This window comes from Paenibacillus sp. J22TS3 (assembly GCF_018403205.1).
Taxonomy (GTDB): Bacteria; Bacillota; Bacilli; order Paenibacillales; family Paenibacillaceae; genus Fontibacillus; species Fontibacillus tuaregi.
This window is the reverse complement of record NZ_BOSF01000008.1, coordinates 56528-82199: the sequence shown is the minus strand read 5'-3', so window position 1 is coordinate 82199 and position 25672 is coordinate 56528. Positions and strand designations below refer to the sequence as shown.

General features: G+C 48.0%; 29 protein-coding genes and 2 riboswitches. Of the genes, 13 read left to right on the top strand and 16 right to left on the bottom strand.

The window, feature by feature from the left end; genetic code table 11:
* Nucleotides 1–129: 129 nt before the first annotated feature.
* Entirely contained in the window at nucleotides 130–1482 is a 1353-nt protein-coding gene (locus KJS63_RS21630; RefSeq protein WP_213621022.1) for an MFS transporter, read from the top strand.
* A 271-nt stretch (nucleotides 1483–1753) separates the two neighbouring features.
* On the opposite strand, the gene KJS63_RS21625 is transcribed toward KJS63_RS21630, so the two are convergent.
* Nucleotides 1754–1924: an anti-repressor SinI family protein gene (locus tag KJS63_RS21625; RefSeq protein WP_244862719.1), complete on the bottom strand. Its 171-nt coding sequence runs from the start codon at nucleotides 1922–1924 to the stop codon at nucleotides 1754–1756.
* A gap of 31 nt (nucleotides 1925–1955) precedes the next feature.
* Nucleotides 1956–2040: riboswitch (cyclic di-GMP riboswitch) on the bottom strand.
* Nucleotides 2041–2637: 597 nt separating this feature from the next.
* Here KJS63_RS21625 and KJS63_RS21620 point away from each other — a divergent pair.
* From KJS63_RS21620 to KJS63_RS21605, 4 genes are all read left to right on the top strand, one after another.
* The gene (locus KJS63_RS21620) at nucleotides 2638–3915 is read left to right on the top strand and encodes a hypothetical protein (protein ID WP_213621020.1); all 1278 of its coding nucleotides are present in this window, start codon (nucleotides 2638–2640) and stop codon (nucleotides 3913–3915) included.
* Between the two features lie 46 nt (nucleotides 3916–3961).
* Nucleotides 3962–4534, top strand: coding sequence for a signal peptidase I SipW (sipW, locus tag KJS63_RS21615; RefSeq protein ID WP_213621019.1), 573 nt, complete (start codon nucleotides 3962–3964; stop codon nucleotides 4532–4534).
* Nucleotides 4535–4617: 83 nt separating this feature from the next.
* Nucleotides 4618–5214, top strand: a complete 597-nt coding sequence (locus KJS63_RS21610; protein ID WP_213621018.1) for a TasA family protein — start codon at nucleotides 4618–4620, stop codon at nucleotides 5212–5214.
* A 138-nt stretch (nucleotides 5215–5352) separates the two neighbouring features.
* Nucleotides 5353–5691: a helix-turn-helix domain-containing protein gene (locus KJS63_RS21605; protein WP_213621017.1), complete on the top strand. Its 339-nt coding sequence runs from the start codon at nucleotides 5353–5355 to the stop codon at nucleotides 5689–5691.
* A 115-nt stretch (nucleotides 5692–5806) separates the two neighbouring features.
* Here KJS63_RS21605 and KJS63_RS21600 read toward each other — a convergent pair whose 3' ends face one another.
* Nucleotides 5807–6106, bottom strand: coding sequence for a YuiB family protein (locus tag KJS63_RS21600; RefSeq protein ID WP_068620098.1), 300 nt, complete (start codon nucleotides 6104–6106; stop codon nucleotides 5807–5809).
* A gap of 160 nt (nucleotides 6107–6266) precedes the next feature.
* Between KJS63_RS21600 and hemQ the strand changes: the two genes are divergently transcribed.
* Nucleotides 6267–7013, top strand: a complete 747-nt coding sequence (gene hemQ, locus KJS63_RS21595) for a hydrogen peroxide-dependent heme synthase (protein WP_213621016.1) — start codon at nucleotides 6267–6269, stop codon at nucleotides 7011–7013.
* A gap of 298 nt (nucleotides 7014–7311) precedes the next feature.
* Here the strand turns inward: hemQ and KJS63_RS21590 are convergent, their stop codons facing one another.
* Nucleotides 7312–7566: a hypothetical protein gene (locus KJS63_RS21590; RefSeq protein WP_213621015.1), complete on the bottom strand. Its 255-nt coding sequence runs from the start codon at nucleotides 7564–7566 to the stop codon at nucleotides 7312–7314.
* Between the two features lies 1 nt (nucleotide 7567).
* Nucleotides 7568–8761 carry an NAD(P)/FAD-dependent oxidoreductase gene (locus KJS63_RS21585; RefSeq protein ID WP_213621014.1) on the bottom strand — a complete coding sequence of 398 codons (1194 nt, stop codon included), beginning with the start codon at nucleotides 8759–8761 and terminating at the stop codon, nucleotides 7568–7570.
* 403 nt (nucleotides 8762–9164) lie between these two features.
* On the opposite strand from KJS63_RS21585, the gene KJS63_RS21580 reads away from it, so the two are divergent.
* Nucleotides 9165–10166, top strand: a complete 1002-nt coding sequence (locus KJS63_RS21580; protein ID WP_213621013.1) for an NAD(P)/FAD-dependent oxidoreductase — start codon at nucleotides 9165–9167, stop codon at nucleotides 10164–10166.
* Between the two features lie 312 nt (nucleotides 10167–10478).
* Here KJS63_RS21580 and sda read toward each other — a convergent pair whose 3' ends face one another.
* Together sda and KJS63_RS21570 are read right to left on the bottom strand one after the other, a co-directional pair.
* Entirely contained in the window at nucleotides 10479–10622 is a 144-nt protein-coding gene (gene sda / locus KJS63_RS21575; RefSeq protein WP_213621012.1) for a sporulation histidine kinase inhibitor Sda, read from the bottom strand.
* 310 nt (nucleotides 10623–10932) lie between these two features.
* The gene (locus KJS63_RS21570) at nucleotides 10933–11595 is read right to left on the bottom strand and encodes a YheC/YheD family protein (RefSeq protein WP_213621011.1); all 663 of its coding nucleotides are present in this window, start codon (nucleotides 11593–11595) and stop codon (nucleotides 10933–10935) included.
* Nucleotides 11596–11860: 265 nt separating this feature from the next.
* Here KJS63_RS21570 and KJS63_RS21565 point away from each other — a divergent pair, with 265 nt between their 5' ends.
* Both KJS63_RS21565 and KJS63_RS21560 read left to right on the top strand, forming a co-directional pair.
* Entirely contained in the window at nucleotides 11861–12064 is a 204-nt protein-coding gene (locus KJS63_RS21565) for a hypothetical protein (RefSeq protein ID WP_068620106.1), read from the top strand.
* 42 nt (nucleotides 12065–12106) lie between these two features.
* On the top strand, nucleotides 12107–12325 hold the full coding sequence (locus KJS63_RS21560; RefSeq protein WP_213621010.1) for a hypothetical protein: 219 nt from the start codon (nucleotides 12107–12109) through the stop codon (nucleotides 12323–12325).
* 125 nt (nucleotides 12326–12450) lie between these two features.
* Here the strand turns inward: KJS63_RS21560 and KJS63_RS21555 are convergent, their stop codons facing one another.
* Together KJS63_RS21555 and KJS63_RS21550 are read right to left on the bottom strand one after the other, a co-directional pair.
* Nucleotides 12451–12795: a helix-turn-helix domain-containing protein gene (locus KJS63_RS21555; RefSeq protein ID WP_213621009.1), complete on the bottom strand. Its 345-nt coding sequence runs from the start codon at nucleotides 12793–12795 to the stop codon at nucleotides 12451–12453.
* Between the two features lie 519 nt (nucleotides 12796–13314).
* A complete protein-coding gene (locus KJS63_RS21550) occupies nucleotides 13315–13674 on the bottom strand; it encodes a HesB/IscA family protein (RefSeq protein WP_068620109.1) in 360 nt (119 codons plus the stop codon).
* 319 nt (nucleotides 13675–13993) lie between these two features.
* Between KJS63_RS21550 and mqnE the strand changes: the two genes are divergently transcribed.
* The 3 genes from mqnE (at nucleotide 13994) to KJS63_RS21535 (ending at nucleotide 16936) form a co-directional block, all read left to right on the top strand.
* Nucleotides 13994–15097 (top strand): aminofutalosine synthase MqnE, encoded by a 1104-nt coding sequence (mqnE, locus tag KJS63_RS21545; protein ID WP_374706305.1) that lies wholly within the window; start codon nucleotides 13994–13996, stop codon nucleotides 15095–15097.
* A 46-nt stretch (nucleotides 15098–15143) separates the two neighbouring features.
* On the top strand, nucleotides 15144–16205 hold the full coding sequence (locus KJS63_RS21540; RefSeq protein ID WP_068620110.1) for an NAD(P)/FAD-dependent oxidoreductase: 1062 nt from the start codon (nucleotides 15144–15146) through the stop codon (nucleotides 16203–16205).
* A gap of 164 nt (nucleotides 16206–16369) precedes the next feature.
* Nucleotides 16370–16936: a hypothetical protein gene (locus KJS63_RS21535; RefSeq protein WP_213621008.1), complete on the top strand. Its 567-nt coding sequence runs from the start codon at nucleotides 16370–16372 to the stop codon at nucleotides 16934–16936.
* 116 nt (nucleotides 16937–17052) lie between these two features.
* Here KJS63_RS21535 and KJS63_RS21530 read toward each other — a convergent pair whose 3' ends face one another.
* A complete protein-coding gene (locus KJS63_RS21530) occupies nucleotides 17053–17307 on the bottom strand; it encodes a YuzB family protein (RefSeq protein ID WP_068620112.1) in 255 nt (84 codons plus the stop codon).
* Nucleotides 17308–17386: 79 nt separating this feature from the next.
* Between KJS63_RS21530 and KJS63_RS21525 the strand changes: the two genes are divergently transcribed.
* Nucleotides 17387–17632 carry a NifU family protein gene (locus KJS63_RS21525; protein ID WP_068620113.1) on the top strand — a complete coding sequence of 82 codons (246 nt, stop codon included), beginning with the start codon at nucleotides 17387–17389 and terminating at the stop codon, nucleotides 17630–17632.
* Between the two features lie 149 nt (nucleotides 17633–17781).
* Here the strand turns inward: KJS63_RS21525 and KJS63_RS21520 are convergent, their stop codons facing one another.
* The 7 genes from KJS63_RS21520 to KJS63_RS21490 form a co-directional block, all read right to left on the bottom strand.
* The gene (locus KJS63_RS21520) at nucleotides 17782–18558 is read right to left on the bottom strand and encodes an SDR family oxidoreductase (RefSeq protein ID WP_068620114.1); all 777 of its coding nucleotides are present in this window, start codon (nucleotides 18556–18558) and stop codon (nucleotides 17782–17784) included.
* Nucleotides 18559–19053: 495 nt separating this feature from the next.
* Nucleotides 19054–19911: a MetQ/NlpA family ABC transporter substrate-binding protein gene (locus KJS63_RS21515; protein ID WP_213621007.1), complete on the bottom strand. Its 858-nt coding sequence runs from the start codon at nucleotides 19909–19911 to the stop codon at nucleotides 19054–19056.
* Nucleotides 19912–19971: 60 nt separating this feature from the next.
* On the bottom strand, nucleotides 19972–20640 hold the full coding sequence (locus KJS63_RS21510) for a methionine ABC transporter permease (protein WP_213621006.1): 669 nt from the start codon (nucleotides 20638–20640) through the stop codon (nucleotides 19972–19974).
* Complete coding sequence (locus tag KJS63_RS21505; RefSeq protein ID WP_213621005.1) at nucleotides 20640–21656, bottom strand: methionine ABC transporter ATP-binding protein; 1017 nt, start codon at nucleotides 21654–21656, stop codon at nucleotides 20640–20642. The genes KJS63_RS21510 and KJS63_RS21505 overlap by 1 nt, the downstream gene beginning before the upstream one ends.
* Nucleotides 21657–21734: 78 nt before the next feature.
* Nucleotides 21735–21882: riboswitch (SAM riboswitch) on the bottom strand.
* Nucleotides 21883–21994: 112 nt separating this feature from the next.
* A complete protein-coding gene (locus tag KJS63_RS21500; protein ID WP_213621004.1) occupies nucleotides 21995–22702 on the bottom strand; it encodes a Cthe_2314 family HEPN domain-containing protein in 708 nt (235 codons plus the stop codon).
* 30 nt (nucleotides 22703–22732) lie between these two features.
* Nucleotides 22733–24505 carry a UbiD family decarboxylase gene (locus KJS63_RS21495; protein ID WP_213621003.1) on the bottom strand — a complete coding sequence of 591 codons (1773 nt, stop codon included), beginning with the start codon at nucleotides 24503–24505 and terminating at the stop codon, nucleotides 22733–22735.
* 75 nt (nucleotides 24506–24580) lie between these two features.
* Nucleotides 24581–25540, bottom strand: a complete 960-nt coding sequence (locus KJS63_RS21490) for a COX15/CtaA family protein (protein ID WP_213621002.1) — start codon at nucleotides 25538–25540, stop codon at nucleotides 24581–24583.
* Nucleotides 25541–25672 lie beyond the last annotated feature (132 nt).

Genomic DNA, 25672 nt, shown 5'->3' with positions numbered 1-25672 from the left:
GACAGGAAGGAAAAGAGACGAACTCAAAATAAAAGTTAAACTGTACTTAACTCAGCTATTGCAAGCAGGAAATTTATTGCATATAATTAGTTTAATTTAATTTAACTTTCTAGATGAGGTGAATAGTTCATGGATCAGACTTCCAAAGTGCCGCGGGAGGATATTCGCAACATAACTCTCATGTTCTCAGGCAAGCTCTTCTCCCTGCTGGGCGCAAGCATGTACACGTTTATATGTGGATTGTATATTTTGAAGCTAACGGGTTCAGGCAGCCAATTCGCCGTTACCCTAATCTGCGGCATGCTGCCGCGTATTATTCTGGGGCCTGTCGCTGGAGTTCTGGCTGACCGACTTAACCGCCGCAAATTAATTATCGGCTCAGATCTGGCTAGTGTTGCCGTCATGCTGCTGGGATTCTTCGCCGTAGCGGTCAACGGCCCGTCTGTGCCCTGGATTTACGCAACGCTGATCCTGTTGTCCGTATGCTCAAGCTTCTACAGCATTACCATCTCCTCCTCGCTGCTTATGCTGGTGGAAGAACGAAGCATACAGAAGGCCGGCTCCATGAACCAGATGGCCACCTCCATCGGGAATATCCTGGGACCGGTTTGCGGAGGTTTCCTCTTCGCATTTGTCTCCTTGGATACCTTCATGCTGATGAATGCCGCGGGCTTATTCATTTCATCCTGCATGGGCTATGCGCTCAGGTTCCGCTCCGGCTCTCAAGCCAGCGAAGCCTCCGCACAACCAACAGATGACGCAAGACCTTCGGGTTCTCTGGCATCCCAATTGGTTGGAAGTCTGGCTGGAGGCTTCGGCTATGTCAGAAAGCATGGATTCCTATGGTCGCTTCTGCTCATCTGCTTCTGGGTCAACTTCTTTGCCAGTGCAATTGGTGTAACGCTTCCCTACATTATGGTGCATTCCCTCGGTATGGAATCCAGGGAATATGGCGTTGTCGATGCTTCATTTGCGGCAGGCATGCTGGTCATGGCAGCCATCCTGTCCGTCCGCAAGAATACGGTTAATCCACTGTCTCCTCTGCTAAGAGGACTGATCCTGCTGTCGGTGCTCATTGCCGCCATGTCACTGCCCTATCTGCCTTACTTCGGCAAGAGTCTGGCTTATTTCTATTACATTGGTCTCATGATGCTTATCGGTGTAGTCATTATTTATATCAACATCCCTCTTCAGGTGTTGTTCCAGACCACTATTGACCCGGAGTACCGGGGACGTGTATTTGGCATTATTGAGACGATGGCGGGCGCCATTGCTCCGCTCGGAACCATTTTATATGGCGTGCTGCTGGACTGGATTCCCGCATACTACCTTCCGGCAGTCTCAGGAATCTCACTGCTTGCCGTTACCTTGATCGGCAGCCGAAGCTTGCGGCTGGAATACAACACCTCCAAGGGAAAGCTTGTCACGGGTGCACTGAAGCCGGCTGCCGGATCATCCATACAGTCTGGAAGCTCTGTGTAGCAGGGAGCAGAAAAAGAACCTTCCATACTTATAAGCTATATAAGCTTATCGTATGGAAGGTTCTTCTCCTTTTTTATATAAAATGAACTTTAGAATGAACCGATCTCAGCGGAGAGGACGAATGATTCTGAAAAAGCGAAGCGTCCGCCTTTGTCTCCGAAATGCCCCACTGATATCTAGTTCAAGCATTTCGGAGACAACAGCGGCCTTAAAGAACACTCGGCATCGCAGCGACCGAATAGGGTAACTTTCATAAGTTCATTTTATATAGCTACCTTATATTTATTCTTATCTTCTCAGCCTGCCGTTTCATCCTCAAGAAGCTTCTCACTTCCTCTGCTGAAACCCCCGCTTCCTTCGCACTGCGTATTAATCTGACCCATTCCAAATCCATCGCTGTGAATCGAGTCTTCTCCACAATCACCTGGGCGGACTTGTCCAAAAAATCTCCTCCTAAGATTATTCGAGTGTCCCCAGGCAGTCCAGCCATCCTAGTATCCCTACCTTAGATCTGAGACTTTGTGCCCCTGCTTTTCAACAGGTTTACCCTTTACTGGAATTTACCTATACAAGTTTGAAAGGAAACTACAGATCATATACCCACTTCAGTTAAATCCATTATAGCGAACTGCATTTAAAAAAGATGTCGTACTGCGGACCAATTCACCCTATTTTACTAATGGCGGTCTGATTATTTTGTAAATCCCAAGCTGTTTTTGCGAATGTAAATAAATGGTACTGGTACCTAGGATGTGTAGAACCGTTCTTAATAAGAAAAAACAGAGCGGTTTTGACTAAATAGTTTTTAGGTCAATGTACTTGTTCCATTGTTAACCATCATACCATAGTTCCCGATATAGTAAATCTAATTTCGGGGGAGTTGCTTAAATTTTGTTCTTAATAAAGAATGAAATAGTGAGTATTCAGCCGATAAACTTAGAATATAGGACATTTAGCTTAGTTATTGTTCTTTATTGAGGAAATTTAACTCTATTAGCAATTTTCCTTTCTGATAGAGTTGCTGTAATATTCAAATCAGAAAATTGTTCTTAATAAAGAACAAAGAGTGAAAGGAGAATTCCTCTGAGAACCTCTAGATTAAGAGGCGGCAAGCGACGAAGGGTACGGCATGCCCCCAGACAAATTACACGTACCTTGCAGACGGCTGTTGTCATCTCCATTCTGGTCATCACAGCCTCACACCAGGTTGGAACAACTTTTGGTGAATTCCATACGGAACAGGACAATACAGCGGTAATCCAAGCCTGCGGGATTTTCCCTAGTGAAATCAGGCTGATGCTGGAGGACCTGACCGGACATTTAAATATAGCAGTACAGCTTAAGAACACGCTGTCGTCCGGACCATCAACGGATACCGGGGAGATATCCCCCCACTCCTTCACTGGAAGGACACTGGAAGAGCTCAGCTCGGATGAACAGCTTATCCTATCCAGAATATCAGTTCTTCAGGGAACTTCGGTTCAGCTCAGCAGCCGTTTGGCTGACAATGAAGCCGCTTGGCAGAGCATCCGCTCTGAAATCCAGCAATCAGCCGATAAGGTCAACGGGATCATCGGCGAAATCAACCAGCAGCCCTCTAACTGCCTTGTAATCAGAGATCAGGCGTCTCTCCTTCAGCTGTCCGGGCAGTTGACCTCAATACCGGGGCTGTCAGCGGAGTTATCGGGACGGATCAAGGCTGTAATGGACTATCTGAAGCAGCTGCAAACCCTGGATACTACCGATGCCGGGAATGACCAGACAAATCCAAGCGATTTCTCCTCCACTGTTACTGGCGTGCCGGACTACAGCCAGGAGCTTATTCATCCTGTGTCCATCGATACTGGCCAAGACTCCCTGATCAGTGAGGAATGGGCCCAAGAGTATCGGCAGCTTCAATCAGAGCTGCAGGCATCCCTGAACTCTTGTACCACAGAGCTGGGCAGTTTAAGTGCCCAACTGTCTGAAATACAGGCCGCGATTGCGGCAGAACGAAGCCGCTTGGAAGAGCTTGAGAAGGTTAAGCGGGCCGCAGAGATAGCCAAATCTGAGCAAGACAAGAAGGAAGCTCAGGAGAAGAAGGACGTGCAGGACAAGAAGCATGAGGGAACGGCACCAGGGGGAGACAAGGCAAGCTCTTCTGATCCTGCCAAGCAAGGGCCAGGACATTCTGGAGGACAAACCTCTGCCGATAATCAGCCCGGAAATGATCAGAAGTTCCCGCTTAAAGAAGCAGCCCACGATGACCCTAATCCCACTCTTTCCCATCAAGAAGATGTACAGACAGCTCCCACCCCAGGCAGCCCTTCGGACAAGGTTAAGCCGGGTGATGGCACCCTTCCTGATATCATCCCTGGCGATGTTCCTGGTTCTTCTCCAAGCACGGTTCCCGAAAGACCAGGTACATCAGCGGCATCCACGGGCGGGGCCTGATATTGACGGCAAGATACCTAATTAATTGTGAAAGACGGTGATTCCGATGCGTATTAAAAAACTAATCAGCCGGACCTTAACGACTCTGCTTATTCTTCTTTTCATCGTCATGGCCGCTTCCGTTGTGATCTCAAAAGCTGGGGGCGGAGAACCGAATTTCTTCGGTTATCAGATCAAAACTGTGCTCTCCGGCTCTATGGAGCCTTCCATTCAGACAGGCTCTATCGTAGCGCTTCAGCCTGGCGGGGACATGGGCCGGTTCAAGGTCGGAGATATCATTACCTATAGAGAATCAGCAGACAAGCTGGTCACCCACCGGATCATTGAAGTTCTGAAGAACCGTGAGACAGGTCATGTATCCTATCGAACCAAGGGGGACAACAATGATACTCCCGATCTGGAGCCTGTTCCAGCGTCCAATGTTACTGCCGAGTACACCGGTTTTACAATTCCCTATGCCGGTTACGCCATGAATTTCGCAAATTCCAGAGCGGGAAGTGTGGCTCTGCTTGTAATCCCCGGTTTGCTCTTGATTATCTATGCAGGAGCATCCTCCTGGAAAGCTTTGTCCAAAATCGACAAGAAGGAAGCGGATTCCACTTCGGTTGAAGCTCCATAACCACTGCGGTTGTTCTCCCTGCCAGCAGGGATACAATATATAAATTCTCGCGAAGAGATCAAATTTGAGGAGGAATTATTAAGATGGGTATCAAGAAAACGTTAGCTTTGGGAGTAGCTTCAGCAGCACTTGGATTGACTTTGATCGGAGGAGGTACTTTTGCGTACTTCAGCTCCACCTCCCAAGCCACAGGAACATTCGCGGCAGGTACACTGGAGCTGAACGCGAATCCGACCACCATTATCAATGTAAGCAACATCAAGCCGGGCGACAAAGCTGTACGCAACTTCAAGCTTGAGAACAACGGAACACTCGACATCAGCCGAGTGCTGCTCGGAACTTCATATACAGTAACCAATAAAGCTGGCGCACCCGCCAATACCGACGATTTCGGCAAGCATATCCGTGTTAACTTCCTGACCAACTCTGACAAAGGTGACCGCGTCATCTACTCTACCAACCTGTTCGATCTGCAGAAGCTCACTCCGGATGCTGTAGAGAACAAAGTATTTATTCCTTGGTTAGAGGAGCACGGCGGTCTGAAAGCGGGAACCAGCGACAAGCTGACTGTAGAATTTGAATTCGTGGACAACAATCAGGATCAAAATCAGTTCCAAGGTGACTCCCTTACGCTGACCTGGAAATTTGAAGCGAAGCAAGGCGCAGGCGTAGAAAAGTAAAAAAAGTAAGTCCCTATAGGTAAGAGGACCACAGCAGTTAGTGCTCATCGCGCTGCAGGTCCTCTTTTCGTTCTCCTTTTGTCAATTCATATATTCTGATATAATGGCTGTAAAATCGATAAGGTGGGCGACATCAACGTGGCAGATAACTTGGGGAAGCGCATTCAGCAGTACCGCTTGGAGAAAGGCTACTCCCTTTCCGAGCTTGCGGATAAGGCGGATGTCGCTAAATCGTACATAAGCAATGTAGAACGCAATATCCAATCCAATCCTTCCATCCAATTTATCGAGAAGATTGCCGATGCTCTTGGTATATCTATAAATAAGCTATTGTATGATTCGGACCCGGCCGAAGAGGAAGTCCTGGATCAGGAATGGTCAGAATTGGTTCAAGAAGCGATGTCTTCAGGAGTCAGCAAGCAGGAGTTCAAGGAATTCCTGGAATTTCAAAAATGGAAGCTCCAGCAAAAAGATTGACTTCAGGCTGAATCCTGCCAAGCCGATAAGAATACAAAGAAGGAGCCGTCCCAAAAGACGGCCCCTTCTTTTTGTTTGGAGTTCGATTTGTGTTCGAAACTCTTGTAGCATAGAGTTAGAACATTTTGTAACCGCCCAGACGAAGCTTCTGAATGGTCCAACCGCTTAATATAGCTCCAGCAAGCCCCGCTACAGCGGTCAAATAATCAACCAGATGGAATGACTGCAGATAAACGCCCAGACTCTGGGTATGATCCCATAGAGAATACACCACGATAGGCAAAATCACGATGATAAAGATGTAACTTGGAAACCAGGTTGTCTTCATCAGCATATTTAAAATAAATCCGATCCCGAACATCATCACAAAAAACAGAACCATCAGTATAAATACAACAATAAACCCAAGACCCATGACTCTATCTTTGCTCCCCTCTATCAACACTGCTTAATGCCAGTTTACTAAAAAAAGGCGGGGTAGGCAATGAAGTTTATGAACACTTCATGAAGCCATTTGCCCGCCCTGCTTCTCTAGGCTACAATGAACAATAGAGCTTAATTATAGGAGTGATAAAATGAACGAAGCAGCTTTAACATTAGAAGGATGGTATGCGCTTCATGATTTCCGTTCTATAGATTGGACAGCCTGGAAAGCGGCCGACGATGAAGAGCGCGCCGTAGCACTGGATGAGCTGAATGTATTTCTACAGGAGTGGAAAGGAACTGAGGAAGCCGGCACAGGAAGCACAGCCGCATATTCCATTGTTGGACAGAAAGCAGATTTCGTCATTATGTACCTTCGTGAAACGCTCGATGAGCTGGGTCAGATCGAAGCGGCTTTTAATAAGACGGCTTTTGCGGAGTATACCACCAAGGCCTATTCTTATGTCAGTGTGGTGGAGCTTAGCAACTACTTGGCATCCGGTGACGGTGATCCGAAGCAGAAACCGGAAATTATTGCACGGCTTCAACCGGCTCTGCCGAAGTCGAAACATATCTGCTTCTACCCGATGAACAAAAAGCGGGAGCTGTCCGACAACTGGTACATGCTCTCGATGGATGAGCGCCGGGCTATGATGCGCAGCCACGGTCTAATTGGCCGCAGCTACGCGGGCAAGGTTAAACAGATCATTACCGGCTCCGTAGGCTTCGATGACTGGGAATGGGGCGTAACCTTGTTCTCCGACGATCCGCTTCAGTTCAAGAAGCTGGTCTATGAAATGCGTTTTGATGAAGTCAGCGCACGATTCGGTGAATTCGGCAGCTTCTATGTCGGCAACCTTCTGACCGAAGAGCTGTTCGCCGAAATGCTCAAATTATAATTTTATATAAAATGAACTTATGCCAGTTACCCTTATGGGGCGCTGCGATGCCGAGTGTTCTTTAAGGCCGCTGTTGTCTCCGAAATCCTTGAACTCGATATCCAAGTAGAGGCATTCGGAGACAAAGGCGGACGCTCCGCTTCTTCAGACTCACTCGGGATCGAAGCCGAGAGGAGTTAATTTTTAAAGTTCGTTTTATATAGAGCCCAATTTAGAGATGGCGCTTATAGAGACAAGGGTGCCGCCCGGCAGTTACACAGCCGGGCGGCACCCTTGTTTATTTTATAAGAATGAACTGTCAATCCTCGTCTTCCTGCTGCAGCCGTTTGATCGATTCCAAGTACTCCGCTGTTGCCCGGTCACGGTCACGGCTCTTCTCCTTCAGCCGCTCGATTGCCGGAAGAATCAGAATATCAATTTCCTTCTGCACATGATAAGACAAATCATACCGCTGTTGGCTCTCCAGGAACGAGCCCGCTTCAATCAGCCCGTTATAGCGGTCAAGCTCATCCCGGGTAAGCAGCCCGCGTACCTGCACACTGCAGTGCCTCATCTTACAGGAACCGTCCTTTTCTCAGAACTAGCGGAATTCCTCCGATGATGAACAGATATCGCATATCCACCAGCTTTTTCAGCTGGGCTGCGGTCCATCCTTTATATTTCTTGGTGCCTACGGTTGCGATCGCCTCCCCTTTGCCGAGGGACGCCACTGTTCCTTTGTTGCTGAATACAAACTTCTTAGGCTGCTGGTTCCGAATGGAAGCCACAACATTATGGGCGCATACGACGCCCTGCTGCATGGCAATTTGAGCGGTAGGCGGATAGGGTCTACCCTCAGGATTGAACATCAGCGAGTTATCCCCAATGATGAACACATTCTCATGGCCCGGCGCCCGGAGATATTCGTCCACCTTCACCCGTCCGCGCATAGTCTCAAATCCCGCCGCATCGACAAGACGGTTTCCACGGATTCCTCCGGTCCATACCACGGTAGCCGCTTTAATCTCCTCATCCGTAGCTAAAGTGACTCCCTTTGCCGTGCATTCCTTGATAGCCACCCCGATCTTGAAGGTAACTCCCTTCTTCCGCAGGACCTCCATGGCATATTCCACCAGCTCCGGATCAAACCCCGGAAGCACCGTTGGTGCTGCTTCAACATTGTAGATATGCACGAGGGACGGGTCCACATCATACTCCTTGCACAGTCCAGGAATCCGGTCGGCAAGCTCAGCCACAAATTCAATTCCGCTGAAGCCCGCACCACCGACAACGAAGTTAAGCCGGTCTTTGCGGTTCTCATCCATCTTATAACGGGCGAACTGATACTCGATATGCTGGCGGATCAGCCGGACAGAGTTGATGCTGCGAATAGTCAAGGCGTGCTCCGCAAGTCCCGGAATACCGAACGATTCCGGCTCGCCGCCAAGCGCAATAATTAAGTAATCGTACGATAACGTCCCGTCTTCCAGTATGACTTTTTTATCATACAAACGGATTTCCTGTACATTAGACTTAACTAGATCTATCTTAAACTCATCAATCAGCTTGGAAATCTGCACACGGGTATGATCAATGGAATCCGTACCCGCTGCTGGCATGTGCAAATGCGTGGTGAAGTAATGATAATCATGGCGATTAACCAGGGTTACATCGGCCTCGTTGTAATTCAGTTCCTTCTGCAGTTTCTGAGCGGTGAGTATCCCGCCGTATCCAGCACCCAGAACAACAATTTTAGGTATGGAACTCATCTCTATGTTCTCCTTCCAGACTGCTTCGCTCTATATTTGTTCAAATCGCCAAAATTATTTGTGAAATTATACACTTAAATTTTTAGGGTATTGCCGCTCTATAATGAACATCTTAATAATGACCGTGTCAAATTAGGTTGTTCGTCTCAAAAAACCGGCCAAATTTCACCTGATTTTGTCCTGATTTCCTTGATTTAAAGCCTTTTTAAGCTTTTAGCTCTTTTGAATGATAAAGGCTTTAAACTAAAAGATCAAGTCTTAATTTCAAGGTCAAATGGACAAATCAAAGACACATTTCCAGTGTATTTTTCTGATTGATTTCAGAAAGATTTGCAAGAAATGAAAGCAGGCTTATAATTAAATAGGATTGATTTGTGTTTATCATTTTGGAGGTGTTTGTTTCATGTCAGGCCAAAATCAAGGCAGCGAATTCACGGATTTGCTTATTATCGGGGGCGGACCGGCCGGAATGTTTGCTGCTTTTTATGGCGGTATGCGCCAAGCTTCCGTGAAGTTAATTGAAAGTATGCCTCAGCTGGGCGGGCAGCTTGCCGCGCTCTATCCTGAGAAATATATTTATGACGTTGCGGGCTTTCCCAAGGTGACTGCCCAGGAGCTCGTTAACAATCTGAATGAACAAATCCGGCGCTTTAATCCGGATATCCGTCTGGAAGAAAAGGTGCTCGATGTCGAAAAGCAAGATGAGCGCCATTTCATCGTGACCACAGACAAAGGTGTGCATCACGCCCATTCCGTCATCATCACAGCCGGAGTTGGCGCATTTGAGCCCCGCCGTCTGGAGCTTGAGGAAGCCGCACGCTTCGAAGGTCAGAATCTGCACTATTTTGTAAGTGACCTGAGCAAATTTGCGGGCCGGAAAGTTCTGATCAGCGGGGGCGGGGACTCAGCCGTAGACTGGGCTCTTATGCTTGAGCCTATCGCTGAACGGGTGACCCTGATTCACCGCCGGGACAAATTCCGGGCTCATGAGCACAGCGTGGAGAACCTGATGGCTTCCAGCGTCCAGGTCATCACGCCTACAGAAATTACTTCCCTGCATGGTGACGAACAGATTGAACGTGTAGTTCTCACCCATGCTAAAACGGGCGAAACCCAAGAAATCGAAGTTGATGATGTGATCGTCAATTTTGGATTTATTTCTTCCCTGGGCCCGATCTCCGAATGGGGCATCGAGATCGACAACAATTCCATTGTCGTCGACTCCCGAATGGAAACGTCAGTACCAGGAATTTTTGCGGCCGGAGACATCACCACATATCCCGGCAAGCTCAAACTGATTGCGGTTGGCTTCGGCGAGGCTCCTACCGCCGTCAATAATGCCAAGGTATATGTAGACCCATCTGCTAAATTGTCACCGGGACACAGCAGCAACCTTAAGCTGTAAGTAAATACACATGATCTGACACAATGAAGGGTATCTTAACTTCTGGAGACAACTGTCCCTGAAGGAGAGATACCCTTTGTCGTATATATGCGCACTTTGTAACGGCCTGCTTCCCTTAAACCTTGCTTGTCCCGATTGTGGACAACAGCTTGAGGATGAAGGCAGGCTCCAGGATTATGCGGGGCCCTACAGCCCGTATGGCTCAATCGACCAGATCACCTCTGTACAAGATGCTGGCTTAACCTGTGAGCATATTGCAGGCTGTCCAGCCTGCAGAGAACACTTTATATATGAAGTAGAGCTGCAATACTCCTAATGAAGGACGAGCTGAATCTGTGGATTAAGTTCTCTCTTGTGGATCTCGGCCAACAGGAGTGCAATGAATTCCCTGTCCAAACGCAGCTCTTTGGCCATATGATAAGAATCCAGAAGCATTTCGTCTGTTAACGTCGCCATTTTCACCACTCCTTCCTATTTTTTCCTTATCCCTATCATAACAATAATAGATTTAAGGAACAAGCGTTCTGTTATCCACAATTATCTGTGGAAATCCTGTGAATAATTTGTTAGCAAACGCTGAATATGTTGTCATTCAGTTGAGGATATTGTGGATAAAAGTTATTCACAGGAGTTTATACGTTTTAATTTCCAGTAAAATTATTTTGCCGCCATTTCTTCAGAGCTTAAGACAACAGCTTTTCTAATACATTAACCTGACATAAGCAGGAAGAAACCTGTTTTTTACATTTTTAACCGCTTTATCTAGTTATTGAGGCCGGGTATTGACTTCAAAAATCCAAATCCGTCCCTCCCGGTCTATACCGTAATCAAAGCCAAGCTCTCCGATTCCAGGAAACCTGCGTTCCAATATGCTGATGCAGTTTTGAGTCAGACTCTGCATTCTCTTTTTTTGAGATTTCACTGACGATGCGGGCACCGACCTGACAAGGGCCTCTTTGGCTGATAGCTGTGTCCCGCCTTTGCAGAGATTGGTGACAAACAGACCCGGCCGAGCCAGTCTTCCAACCATTGCGCGGTACTCCCAGCCTCTCTCGGTCTTAGCCACCTTGACTCTGTAATCCACAGGCCTGCCGGCAATCCGGGCCAGGTGAATTCCCTGCTGAATCAGATAAGGGCGTTTCACCATGACTCTGGATAAGGCGCCAAACATAGCACTAAAGTTAGAGAATGAGCGCTCTTGTGCCAGGTTGGTGAACGAATACCTGCCTCTTCTGTACGTTACCTTGATTACCCCATACCCGCCGCCTCCGCGAACCGGTTTGATAACCACCATTCCATATCTATGAAGCATCTTCTTCAATTGAGGGGCACTAAACATTCTTGTCTGAGGAATATGCCCCTGAATCCGGGCATCCGAAAGAAGCGCTTCCGTCTTCAACCATTTATTCGCCAGCTGTCTTCCCGCCATTTGAGCCTCCCCTTTTCCTATAGAGATCAGCATGCTAAACATCCATAGACTGTCTTAAGATACATACTCAAGTGTCCATCTATATAGTTATTCATACTCAGGACAAGGCTGTTGTTCTTGGATGTATGTCCACCGCTTACGCCTGATTTAACAAAATTCGGCACATAACCAGAAACGGTCTGAATTTGTGCTTTAACTCTTTTCAAACGGGGGGTTCTGGTATATAGTAAACCCGTACCTATTGTTATATGGGAGGAAACTTCTATTGGAGCAGTTATTCGGACTTCTGTATTGGATTGCCATGATCGCTATGTCCCTTGTGCTTGTAGCAGTTACCATTGCTGTATTTGCTATAGGTATACGCTTTATTAAGGACTCCAGAAGAGGCCTGGGGAGCTCCTGCATCGCATTCTCCGTTCTAGCCGCAGGAATGATCTGCCTTATGCTGAACAAGCAATTCTTCTCCTAAGCCCGTTCATGTTAGTGAACTACCCTAGTAAAGGAGCAGGCAATGAATCATACATTAACCGCAGATATGGATTTCTTCGCAGCGGCCCTGTCCCAGAGAATCATCTCTGCCTGGCAGGAAGATGAGGCTGGGGTCTATTGTGAGCTGAGCCGCGGAATCATTGAGAAATATTCCCCGGATTATGTTCGTATCCGTAATATAGAGACCGGAAAGAAATCCCATTATGCACGTGATATAACGATGTTTAGCGCAGCTAATTAAGCACGAAGAACCCCCCTTCTGTTGGGAAGGGGGGTTCTTCGTATTCTTTATATAATCGGTGATACTACATATTTCGCATCCCATAATTACGCGGATAATGATGCTGATGTTTTTTGAGGTCAGTGTTAATTAAGCATACTGTATTCAATCCATTTATCTATTTCTGCTCTATTGAAATATTTTTGATTACCGATGTCGATGAATGGGATAAACCTATATGTATCGTAAGAATGAAGTTCCGCTCTTTCTCCAACTTGACTCTTAATAAGCAAATTAAAGTCGTTTAATGTAATTCCCATGTATTGTGCTGCCTCGGCAGAAGTCATTAGAGCTTTTGCCGTAGTAGTAGTATTTTGAGCTTGCACGAAATGTTCATTGTTTTTTAGCCCATTAGTTACTATCCAAGCTGATAAAATAAGGCATCCTCCAAGTACAATAATAGAAATTGGCAGCAAGATTTCTTTTTTCACTGTTTTCCCCCTCCGTTACTATATTGGTCTGTTTCTTCAGCAATATTTTTCTTATTCGCCATTGTGCTCTTATATTCCATGTTGTCTTCAAGCGGCTGTGATACCGTTTATGTTTTGGATATGGTTACGTAAATTGCCTCATCATACAACCGCTCTGCTCAGTTTCCTGCTCCTTAACAAAATCATCCGGACGGGAGCAAAAGCTGAGTGATCTTGCGGGATAGTCTGGCTTCTACATAAACCTTGCTAAACCGGGAAATAGAAACACTCCTAAAGATAACAACAAAAACAACACTGCTGTTTTGTAAGAACCTGTACTCATTTCATCACCCCAGACATATCACATTTTTCATGTAAGACTCGCCGGAGATCCAAGAATTCCTACTTATTGTTAATTCACATCCCTTGGAACATCACCACACGTAAACATAATCCCTTTTTTATTTCTCTTTCAATAAAACAAAAACGACCGCTATAACGCGTATTACGTCATAAAGGCCGTTTTGCAATATTATTCCGTCAGCACTGCTCCGGATTCGGCTGTCCCGCATCCTCGCGTGTGCGGAAGCTTGAGCCGCACCCGCAAGTCGCAATCGCGTTCGGATTGTGGATAGAGAACCCGCCGGACATACCGGAAGCTTCATAGTCAATTTCGAGACCATTCAAATACTTCAAGCTGTCCTTGTCTACGACTACCTTAATCCCGCTTACGTCCATGTAGACGTCGGCTTCGGATTCCTCATCGTCAAATCCCATGCCATAGGAGAACCCACTGCATCCTCCCGGCTGTACACCAAGACGAAGGAACATGTCAGGTGTCTCCTGTTGGGAAAGCATTTCTTTTATTTGAGCTGCTGCCGCATCCGTGATATTAATCATTGAGATTCCCTCCTTATCCTTACACTCCTAAGTATACTCCACATTAGAACTCCCCTCAAGAGACGGAAGAACCGCGCCAGGAATCGATTTATACTTATTGCCCGAATAGAATGGGAGGTTTATAATGATATGGGTGCATTGGTTTGTCACAATTCTGACAACTACGAACCAGGTCTTTTCACTGACCAACCTGTTCTAAATTTCACAATGATGGTTTCCCGCTGTGTCTCAGCAAAGCGTCTAAGAAGACGTTATTTCATATCCGATTGCCATAATGATAACTCGTATGACAGTTCGACTTCAGATTGGAGGAATTTCCATGTTACTTACTGCCCCTCATATTGATCAAAGAATGGCAGAAATCGTTGAAAAGGTTCGCCGCGGCGAGCGGCTAAATCTTGAAGATGGGGTATATTTATATCAAAGCGACGATCTGCTTACGATCGGCCAGCTGGCAAATGAAGTTAACCTCAAGAAGAATGGCAAGAAAGTTTATTTTATCGAAAATATGAGCCTATACTTCACGAACGTCTGTGAATCCTACTGCGCGTTCTGCAATTTCCGTAAGGATCAGGGGGAGGAAGGCTCTTACACCCTGTCAGGCCCTGAAATGGTGGAATATGTGGAACAGCACATTCACCCAGGTATCCGTGAATTTCATATTGTAGGCGGGCATAATAACCATGTGCCTTTTCAATATTATGTAGACTCCCTCAAAGCACTGAACGAGCGGTTTCCTGAAGTCACACTCAAAGCGTACACTGCTGCCGAGATTGACTTTTTCACACGCATCAGCGGCCTGAGCATTGCCGAGGTTCTGCAAGAGCTTCAGAAAGCCGGGCTCAAGTCCCTGACCGGAGGAGGAGCGGAGATTCTATCCGACCAATACCGGGAAAAGATGAAAGTCGACAAAGCGAACGTCGACCGCTACCTTGAAGTGCACCGCACAGCCCACCAGCTTGGCATCAGAACAGGAACAACCATGCTGTATGGCTCGATCGAGAGCCATGAGGACCGGATCCGTCACATGATGCAAATTCGTGATCTTCAGGACGAGACTGGCGGATTCATGGTTTTCATTCCCCTCTCCATGCAGCCGAAGAGCAAGAACGCGAGCATCATGCGCCGCAACTCCGCATATGAGGATCTTAAGACCATTGCCATCAGCCGTCTAATGCTGGACAACATTCAGCATATCAAAGCCTATTTTATTAATATTGGTACACAGCTGACCCAGGTATCCCTGAGCTTTGGAGCATCGGATGTTCACGGCACCATTCTTAAGGAGAAAATCAGCCACGCCGCCGGTGCCAACACACCGGAAGGCCTGACCCGCAAGGAGCTGGTCTGGCTGGTTAAGGGAGCTGGACGTATTCCGGTAGAACGGGACACCTTCTACAACGAAATCGAGGTTTATGAGTAGATCGCTAAATCGTATAACAAGCAGGACAGAAAGGAACCGATAAAACATGAAACATTTTGTTATTCTAGGTGGAGGTTACGGCGGAGTCACGATTGCCAATACGCTTCTCAAAGGAAATATGCCAAGCGATATTCGCCTGACGATGATCGACCGCATGCCTTACCAGACAATGAAGACGGAATATTACGCGCTGGCCGCAGGCACGGCCTCTGACGTGGAACTCCGCGTTCCCTTCCCCGTGCATCAGAACCTCAATATGAAGTACGGGGAGGTCACTTCCGTTGACCTTGAGAACAAAAAGGTAATCATGGAGAATGATGATCCGGTTTATTATGACCAGCTTGTTATCGCTTTAGGCTGTACGGACCGTTTCCATGGAATTCCCGGGGCCCAGGAATATGCTTGTACCATCCAAACGATGAGCGCCGTCCGGGAGACCTACCGCCTCCTGAATGATACCAAGCCTTATGGCCGGGTGAACATTGTCGGGGGAGGACTAAGTGGTGTGGAGATAGCTGCTGAGCTTCGGGAGAGCCGTCCAGATCTCAACATTGCTCTGATCGACCGCGGAGCAAGAGTCCTGTCTGCATTTCCTCCTAAGATGTCAGCCTACGTGGAGAAGTGGTTCCACGAGCATGACGTGGAGACGTTATCCCATATCACCATTACTTCTCTAGAGCAAGGCGTGATCCATACAACTGGCGATGACATTTTGTCTGATGCCACGGTATGGACGGCAGGCATACAACCGGTGGAAATCGTGCAAAAGCTTGATGTGCCCAAGGATCACCAAGGCCGTGTGCTGCTGAATGAATATTATCAGATTCCAGAGCACCCTGAGGTATTCGTGTGCGGGGACTGCGCCAGTCTTCCATTCGCCCCAAGCGGTCAAGCTGCTGAAGGACAAGGCGAACAGATCGGCCATATCGCGCTTGCCTTGTGGCGTGGCGAGACCCCACGGCTTAGCCCGATTAAGCTGAAGGGAACTCTCGGATCCCTAGGCAAGAAAGCCGGCTTTGGCCTTATGGGCAAACGCCAGGTTATGGGACGAGTTCCCCGGATTCTCAAGAGTGGTGTGCTGTGGATGTCCAAACATCATTTTGGCTAATTGCATATATCTTTAGATAATCAGGAACGGGAGAAATCCCGTTCTTTTTGATTGTGTATAACTTTTAATTCCCATTGAACTTGTAAATAAATGGTTGATAGATTTATAGATTTCTTATATGATTATCTTGGAATAAAATACCTTTAATGGAAGGTTGATGTTTAATGATGAAGAAGCACTTAGCCATCTTAGCTTTATGTTCCGTTACTATTGCAACCGCTTTATCCGTGAATGCAGGGACAACCGACGCCTCTGCATCATCGAAGCCAGCAGTTCAAGCCAAGGCGGGAACAACATCATTAAGCGCATCTCAGACCCAATGGGTTGCCATTGGCTCACCTATTCCCGAGGGCTGGGTGATAACAAGAACCTCAGGTAATATGAATGAGATTACAAATGTTAAGGGAAGCAGCTATGGGCGTGAAATTTGGGTCATGCTCGGCTCACCAATTCCTGAAGGATGGGTTATCACACGGTCCACAGGCACCATGAATTTAATTACCTACGTGAACGGTGCCAGCTACGGCCGTGAGGTTTGGATCATGCTCGGCTCTCCGATTCCTGAAGGATGGGTTATCACACGGTCCACAGGCACCATGAATTTAATTACCTATGTGAACGGCGCCAGCTACGGCCGTGAGATTTGGGTCATGCTCGGCTCTCCGATTCCAGCTGGATGGGTTGTGGTTAGATCAACAGGCACTATGAATTTACTCCGTTACGTAGGCTGATTAAGCTTAGCGAGCTGAGCAATTTAATTTTCTATACAAAAAGAGACCGCCCCTTTACTTCGGAGCGGTCTTCCTGTATATATTTACAGCAACCCTGCGGTTACCTCTTTTTGCCACTAGTCAAGATCCAACTCGGACCAGGCATCGATTTCTTTAATTTTGTCCATAATACGTTCGTACAGCTGCTCCGCGCTTTCTGCCTCGACGAACTCGCCGTTCACAAGGGCAAACGGGGTGAGATAGCATACGCCACAATGTGTCAGACAGCCGTATTCAAGCACATCGTAGTCTGGACAATCCTCCAGCTTTTTCATGACCTCATCGGTTCCAAAGTGCATATTATTCACGCAAAATTCTATAATCGGTCTCATGCAGTAATCCTCGCTTTGCTAATGCCATTTAAATTTAAATCCGTTTGTAATATAATATATAAGAAAGGAGTTGAGAAATATGAGCCAAAATGCACAAGATACTTTGTATGATGAAGTTCTGGAAGTGCTTGATAAACTTCGCCCTTTCCTGCAGCGCGACGGCGGTGACGTCGAACTCGTTGACGTGGAGGATGGCATCGTCAAACTGAAATTGGTGGGTGCTTGCGGCAGCTGCCCAAGTTCCACAATCACACTCAAAGCAGGGATTGAGCGCGCGCTGTTTGAAGAAGTCGAAGGCGTTCAAGAAGTTGTACAAGTATTTTAATTTATAAATTCAAGTACGATCTTCAAGCTGCCGGCCTTCGTGGCCGGCACTTTCTGTTTTAGAGCCATGAACCAGAACAGGCTGCTGCCGGATAGTCAGGCTATTTATTGCATTATTCTGTCCGGATGGATAGAACTTAGCCAAGGAACTTAGGGGGACGGCTTAATCCATGGACGGATTGGGTCAAGTCCTCCTGAAATATCCATAATATTGCCGGTGATAAAGTCAGACTCAGGCTGACACAAGAAGGCGATAACCCGCGAGATATCTTCCCCGCTGCCAGGCCTGCCCCTTGGTGTCTCCCCATCCTGCTCTCCGCTAACCTCGGCAATGGACTTCTCCTTATTCACACCCCGGATGTCTCCCGGGCAAATCATGTTCACGGTAATCCCATACGGGGCTTCTTCAACAGCAAGCGTCTTCGTAAAAGATACAAGTCCCGTCTTCGCAGCAGCATAAGCCGCCCGATGAGGCCATGCCCGGGATTCCGCAGCATGCCCGAATCCAAAATGGATGATCCTGCCCCATCCTCTGCTGCGCATCCCCTCAAGGACCATATGATCAAGCAGCATGGGGCCTACTAAATTCCCTTCAATTAAGGACAGCACCTCTGCCCTGCTGTACTCCGCAAAGAGCTTGCGTTCCCGGATGAACGGGCCCGCATTATTCACCAGAATATCGATCCCGCCCAGGGTGCGCTCTACCTCAGAGACCAACCGTGTGATATCTTCCACACTTGCGACATCCGCACGCACAGCAATACACCGGACACCTTTATCTTCAATCACAGCCTTCAGCTCCAGAGCCTCAGCTTCACTATGAACATAATTCAGAGCAATATGACAGCCTTCATCCGCTAACGTAAGCGCCGTCTTCTTCCCCAGCCCTTTGGCGCTGCCCGTAATCAATGCAATTTTACCTTTCACCTGCGGATTCCTCCCCACGGCAAGCCGTCAGCCTAATAAATACGTACTCCCTATCAAGTATAAAAGATTTGGCTTATCCCCACAACTTGCATGGAAAGGTCATGACGGCCTTACAAGCAAACATTGAAAAAACCTGAAGAAGCAGAACGGGACTGTCCTGAAAGACGGCTCCTGATTTTGATTAGGAGTTCGGTTTGTGTTCAAAAGGCTCCGAGAACGAACGCTGCTACCACCGCTGTTGGTTTTGGATTTCTTGAATTATTTTCAGAAGATGAAATCCAAAACCAAACAATTAAAAGTAAAGAAGCCGCTCCTTGGTAGAATGGAAGTGTCTAACAACCATGCCAAAGGAGGGCTTCTTCTTGTACATTCCTTGAAATTCGTTCAAGGTCTAATTATTGCGTTTCTTAGAACGCAGGAACAATTGAGCCTTGGCACAATTGTTTCTGTCACTTCCTCAGCAATAATTGAGCTCTGGCACAATTATTGCGTTTCTTAGAACGCAGGAACAATTGAGCCTTGATACTTGTCTTCGATAAATTTCTTAACATCGGCGGAAGTCAGCGCCTTAGCCAGTTTTTGAATCGCTTCGGAATCTTTGTTGTCCGGACGGGCTACGAGGATGTTGGTGTAAGGTGAATCCTTATCTTCGATAAAGAGAGCATCTTTGGTTGGAACCAGCTTCGCTTCAAGCGCATAGTTCGTATTGATCAGAGCCAGGTCCACTTCATCAAGAACACGCGGCAGCATAGCGGCTTCAAGTTCTTTAAATTCAAGGTTCTTCGGATTTGCAGTGATATCCTTCACCGTTGCGGAGATTCCAACTCCGTCTTTCAAGGTGATCAAACCGTTCTTGGCAAGCAGAAGAAGTGCACGCCCGCCATTGGTAGCATCATTCGGGATAGCTACTTTTGCGCCATTCGGAATTTCGTCTTTGGTTTTGTATTTCTTAGAGTAAGCACCGAAGGGTTCCACATGCACGCCCACCACGCTTACAAGGTTAAAGTTGTTCTTTTTGTTCTGATCATCAAGGTATGGCTGGTGCTGGAAGAAGTTGGCATCGAGCTGTTTCTCGAACACCTGCGTATTTGGCAGGACATAATCGGTGAACTCTTTAACTTCCAGATCCACGCCTTCTTCTTTCAGCTTTGGTTTGATGAAATTAAGAATTTCAGCATGGGGTATAGCTGTAGCACCTACAACCAATTTAACCGGTTCTGTTTTAGTTTCCGTAGTGGTTTGTGTTTTGCCAGTATCCGCAGATCCCTGTTGTGATTCCTGTGGTTTGCTACCGCAAGCGGCAAGCACCAAGATAAGTGTAAGTAGCAAAAAAGCTGTTGACCATTTTTTCATTTCCAAACCTCCAATTTGTTATTGAATAAGGATTATTATTACCGTTATATTTGTGTTTCCTTATTTCCTTGTAAAATGAGCAACCAAGCGGTCGCCAAGCATTTGCAGCAGCTGAACGAGAATGACCATAAACACTACGGCTACAATCATCACTTCCATCTCATACCGCTGATAACCGTAGCGGATAGCCAAATCTCCCAGTCCACCACCGCCTACCATACCGGCCATGGCCGTATAAGATACCAGCGTAACCACTGTAATCGTCATACCGGCAATAAGCCCTGGCATCGATTCTGGAAGAAGCACCTTCCGGATAATCTGCAGAGTAGATGCCCCCATAGAAGTTGCCGCTTCGATTACCCCGCGGTCGACCTCACGCAGCGCAGTCTCCACAAGTCTTGCAAAGAACGGCGCAGCGCCGATCACAAGCGGCGGAATCGTGCCTGGAACCCCGATCGATACTCCAAAAATGGACCGGGTAACTGGAATCAGTGCAACAATCAGGATGATGAACGGCACCGATCGCAGAATGTTGACAATGAGTGATAGAATCCGGTAAACAAACCGGAAGAAAGCTGAATTGGAACGCGCGGTTACGAATAAGAGAACACCAAGCGGAAGGCCGATAATAAAGGTTAACAGAGAGGAAGCACCCAGCATTTTCAAGGTGTCTATCGTAGCCTGGCCCATTTCCTCCCAATCCACTGATGAGAAGTCAAGTCCCCACATTAGTACATCACCTCCACATCAAGATTGCGTTCTCTGAGAAGTGTGATGGTCCGGTCAATACTGGCGGCATCCCCTTCGAAGGAGACAAGCAGCTGGCCGTACGGCACTTCCTTAATCGTGGAAATCGTCCCTTGAAGAATCGCAAAGTTCACACCCGTCTCACGCACAATCTGAGACAGCAGCGAGTCATAGGTCTGTGATCCAAGAAAAGTGATTTTGACCTGTCTGGACGATCCAGAGCTGAGCGAGGACAGCGCCAGCTTAAGCGCCTCGGCCCCAGTTGATTCGCGGTTAATAAACTCCCGGGTCACCTGATGCTTCGGCTTTAGGAACACCTCGGTTACCGGCCCCTCCTCCACTATGCCCCCGGCATGGATGACAGCCACCCGGTCACAAACACTTTGGATGACGTGCATCTCATGGGTGATAAGCATAATCGTAAGATTGAACTTGCGGTTAATGTCCAGCAGCAGCTTCAGGATTGAATCTGTTGTCTGGGGATCAAGCGCCGAAGTCGCTTCATCACACAGCAGCACGTCCGGATCATTCGCTAACGCCCGGGCAATGCCCACCCGCTGCTTCTGTCCACCGGACAGCTGGGACGGATACTTGTTCTTATGATCCTCCAGCCCGACAAGAGCCAGCAGTTCATTCACCTTTTTGTCTATGGCGGCTTTAGGCGTGTGAACCAGCGTCAGCGGGAAAGCGATATTGTCATATACGGTCGCAGAAGAGAGCAGATTGAAATGCTGAAAGATCATGCCAATCTTTCTCCGGTGCTGCTGAAGCTCCCCCTTCCCCATAGAGGTAAGGTTGGCACCATTCACCCAGACCTCTCCGGATGTTGGACGCTCCAGCAGGTTGATACACCGGATCAACGTGCTCTTGCCAGCCCCCGAATGACCGATGACACCGAAGATCTCCCCTTTATTTACCGTTAAGTTGAGCTTCGACAAGGCTGTCGTTGCTTTGTTCTTTTTGCCATAAGATTTAGTAAGTTGTTTAAGCTCTATCAAAACCGATCCTCCTCTATATCCAAACGCGAAAAGAGCCCCACGCAGAATTGTAGGGCTCTCAAAATTTGAGACTTTGCCTTCTCATCTGCCAGAAGCGCACCCCATGTACGCTCTGAAGGATTTAGCACCATGTCATTCAACGATGAAAGGTCTAAAGACCTAAACACATATTTGAATCGGTTGCCGGGCTTCATCGGGCCTGTCCCTCCGCCACTCTTGATAAGAAATATGAAATTTTCGAGTTGGTTCATGAAATCTTTTCTGAAACTGTCTCTCAGTATAGAGGCTTTTGCACCGTTTGTCAAAGGCAATTTATTCATTTTATCAAATTAATCCGATTAGAATACTTTTATATTTGAGAGCGTATATTTAAATGATACGTTCAGTGACTCCAGCACCATTTGATAACCGTCCATCAGATCAGTCAAATGCTGATCCATATCCTCAAGCTCAAGCTTTCCATGCGGCGCTTGATGCTTCTGCCAGAGATCATCCTGCATTTCTGAATTCATGTAGTGAATCTCCGTATTCCTCCGGCGGCGCAAGCGGGATAATGCATCCTTATGCTGTTCCTTGATCTCCGTCAGACGCTGCCCAAGCCTAGGATGAGCCCCAAGATAACTGAACTGTCGAAGAACCGTGAAATAAGAATAATGCGGCTTTACTCTAGCCGTGTTGAGTCCGTACAGCTCATTTAGGACCGTACCCAATTTATCCAGGATGGAGAATACGCGGATGAACCCGTCCTTATAGAAATATACATAACGAGCGTAATCCCCTTTTTCCTGAGGTCCCATATCCGCCATATACCTGGTATGAACCTTGTGCCGGAAAAACGCGGAGGCATGCGTACACTGCTCCAACTCATCAAGGGAGGCGGCAAGACCCTCCATCCAGATCTGAAGCTTGGAATAATCAAGCCTAGAACCGCTGCTTCTGTCCGGTCTGGCCTGGAAGTGCTGGATAACCTGCCTCATGGTTTTGAATGTGTCTGACAATAGCCCCTCATCCCTGCGGGGCGGCTCTCCAAGCAGGCTGCGCAGCATACACGGCCCCCTTTCGATTGCTGATTTATGTTAGGCAAAATAACTGGACCAGCGCTGATCCACCAGTTTCACGATATCCTCACGCGGGAACAGCTCATCCGGGTAACCCGGTTTCATTCGTGCATCAATTACGAGAGGTAGGTTATACGATAAATGATGCTGTTGTATCTCCGCATCCGCATAAATATCCGAAGCCGGGTTAAATCGTGTAAATACCGTCCATGTGAATGAGTTCGATGACTTGGCCACTTCCTCAGCATGATCAACCAGGACAACGAGCGGCCACTTCCACTCGGCTCCCTTCTCCTTCAGGCGGGCGAGCAGGCGGGCTGGCAGTTCTGGTTCCTGTTCATATGCGGCACCCGACACCACCAGGCACCCATCATGGAATACCGCGATCTCATGGATTTCGGCGATCTCGCCGCCCGTATATTCCCGGGGAAGTTCACGTACCGGGTCCCCTACGCCAATCAGGATCGCTTTACTGCCGTGGTTAAGCTTCAGCCCGGTATAATCCAGAGTATCATTCGACGTTTTATTAAAAATAAATAAGTCCGTTCGCGGGTTAAACCGCTCTAGTACAGTCTTGAGTGTAATCTTGATATCGGCAAGATCCACCGGCACATTCGTCAGCATCAAGAACTTCGTCAGAGACAGCTGGCCTTCGCCAAGAATCCGGAAGCCCGCAACCAACGCCTCTCTTGAATAGCTCTCACGGACGACAGCGGACGCGAGCGCATGGAATCCACTCTCAGAGTAAGTCCAGAGGGACCGTACACTTGGCATAACTACAGGGAAAGCTGGAGATAACAGCTTTTGAAGGAAATCGCCGATGTAATAGTCCTCCTGCCGGGGCTTGCCGACAATCGTTGCAGGATAAATGGCATCCTTGCGGTGCCACATATGGCTGACCTGAAGGACAGGGAATTCATGCTGAAGCGAATAATAACCAAAGTGATCGCCGAACGGTCCTTCAAGGCGGCGCTCATGAGGGGGTACGAATCCCTGAATGGCAAATTCCGCCTCAGCCGGAATCCGGTGCCCACCCATCGGGTTATCCGCCATCGGCAGCTTTTCCCCAAGAATGAAGGATGTGACCAGCAGTTCGGACAAATGCTCTGGCACCGGAGCGATGGCGCCGGCGATCAGGGCCGGTGGGCCACCAAGGAATACGGATACAGGCAGCGCTTCTCCACGTTTCTCGGCCTCATGGTAATGGAAGCCTCCGCCCTTCTGGATCTGCCAATGAACACCTGTAGTCTGATCGTCATAAATCTGGATGCGGTACATGCCCAAGTTGTTGTCTTTGGCTTGAACCGGATTCTCAGTGTAGACAAGCGGCAGGGTCACGAACGGCCCCCCATCCTCCTGCCAGCTGGTCACCTTCGGAAGGTCCGCGAGCGGACGATCCGTACGGCATACCTGAAGAATGGGAGCCTCCCCCTTAGGTACCGTCTTCATTCCTACCTTTAACACTTCCCGAATCAATCCCCGCTCATTCCAGAGCGCCTTGGGAGTTGGTGGGAGCAGGGTGTTCATCGCGCCGACAAGACGGTTAGCCAGCTGTTCGGGACGCGGTCCAAACGCCATTTCGACGCGCCGCGGCGTCCCGAATAAGTTCGTAACCACCGGGAACGGTGTGCCTTTCACATTCGTGAACAGCAGGGCTGGGCCCTCTTCAGCAATGACCCGCCGGTGAATTTCCGCAAGCTCCAAATAGGGATCAACAGGCGCATCGATCACCACCAGCTGCTTGTCCTTGCGCAGTGCTTCAATCCACTGCCTTAAATTTCTGTAACCCACAGATGATACCTCCTATTGATCTGACTCATCTCAAGTTTCTTACTCCTATGTAAAACTCCGCATTGCTGCGGAGCTTTAGTTCAACCTCGTATTCAATTGGCCCTGCTTAGCCTCCGCCCTGCTCAGCTGCCAGGTTCTCACACTCATATAGCTGAGCACACCGAACATGCAAGCCAGGACGAAGATATGCGACAAGGAGGCAAAAATATACATGTTGGAATTGGTCAGGTTCATAACCAGAAAAGCACCTGTGAAAATTTGAACGATAACAAGCACAGTTGCCGCTAACCCAAGCGACCGGATTTCCTTGTTCCCCTGATGCTTTCTGTAAGCAAAATGTCCGAGCACGGCAATCACAAAGAACAAAGTTATAGCTCCGATCCGGTGAATGAATGCAATGCCCACGCCTCCGGTAAGTTCAGGAATAACCTGTCCGTTACAGAGCGGCCAGCCGCTGCATCCTCCTGCAGAACTCGTATGGCTGACATAGGCTCCCAGGTAGACCACGATATAAGTGTAGAACGTGGCAAACCATACCAGATTCCGGAATCTCCGGGTAACTGGTCCGGTAGGAAGCTTCGGCATGTTGGCTTCTTCACGTTCCTGCTCTCTCATACCAAGAGCAAGCATCAATGAGCTTGCGAAGGCAATCAGCGAGAACCCGAAGTGCAGTGCCATCACAGCCGAGGATTGCGAGAACACCACCGCGAGAGCCCCCATAATCGCCTGCACCACAACAAAAATAAGGGCAAGCGTGGCGTACGCTTTAAGGTCGCGCCGTTCCTTCCGATAGATCATAAAAGCAATAAACGCCGCCAGCGCGAGCATGCCTGCGGCCCCGCTCACTGCACGATGAGACCATTCTATGAGTGAAGACAGCGTATGGGCGGGAACGAACTTCCCGTTACAGAGCGGCCATTCCCGGCCGCAGCCAAGCCCTGCATCCAGCTTCGTTACTGCGGTCCCACCCAGCGTGGCCATCAGCATAACAAAGCTGGAAGCATAACTCAGCCATTTCAGTTGTTTGGTATTCACTTTTTCCTCACCTGCTATATTCATTGGATTTACACAAATTAAGCTGCTCTTTCATTATAACCGATGAGGATATACATATCATAAGTCACATGTGACAAAATGATCAAATCATGAAATAACGCCACCCAAATG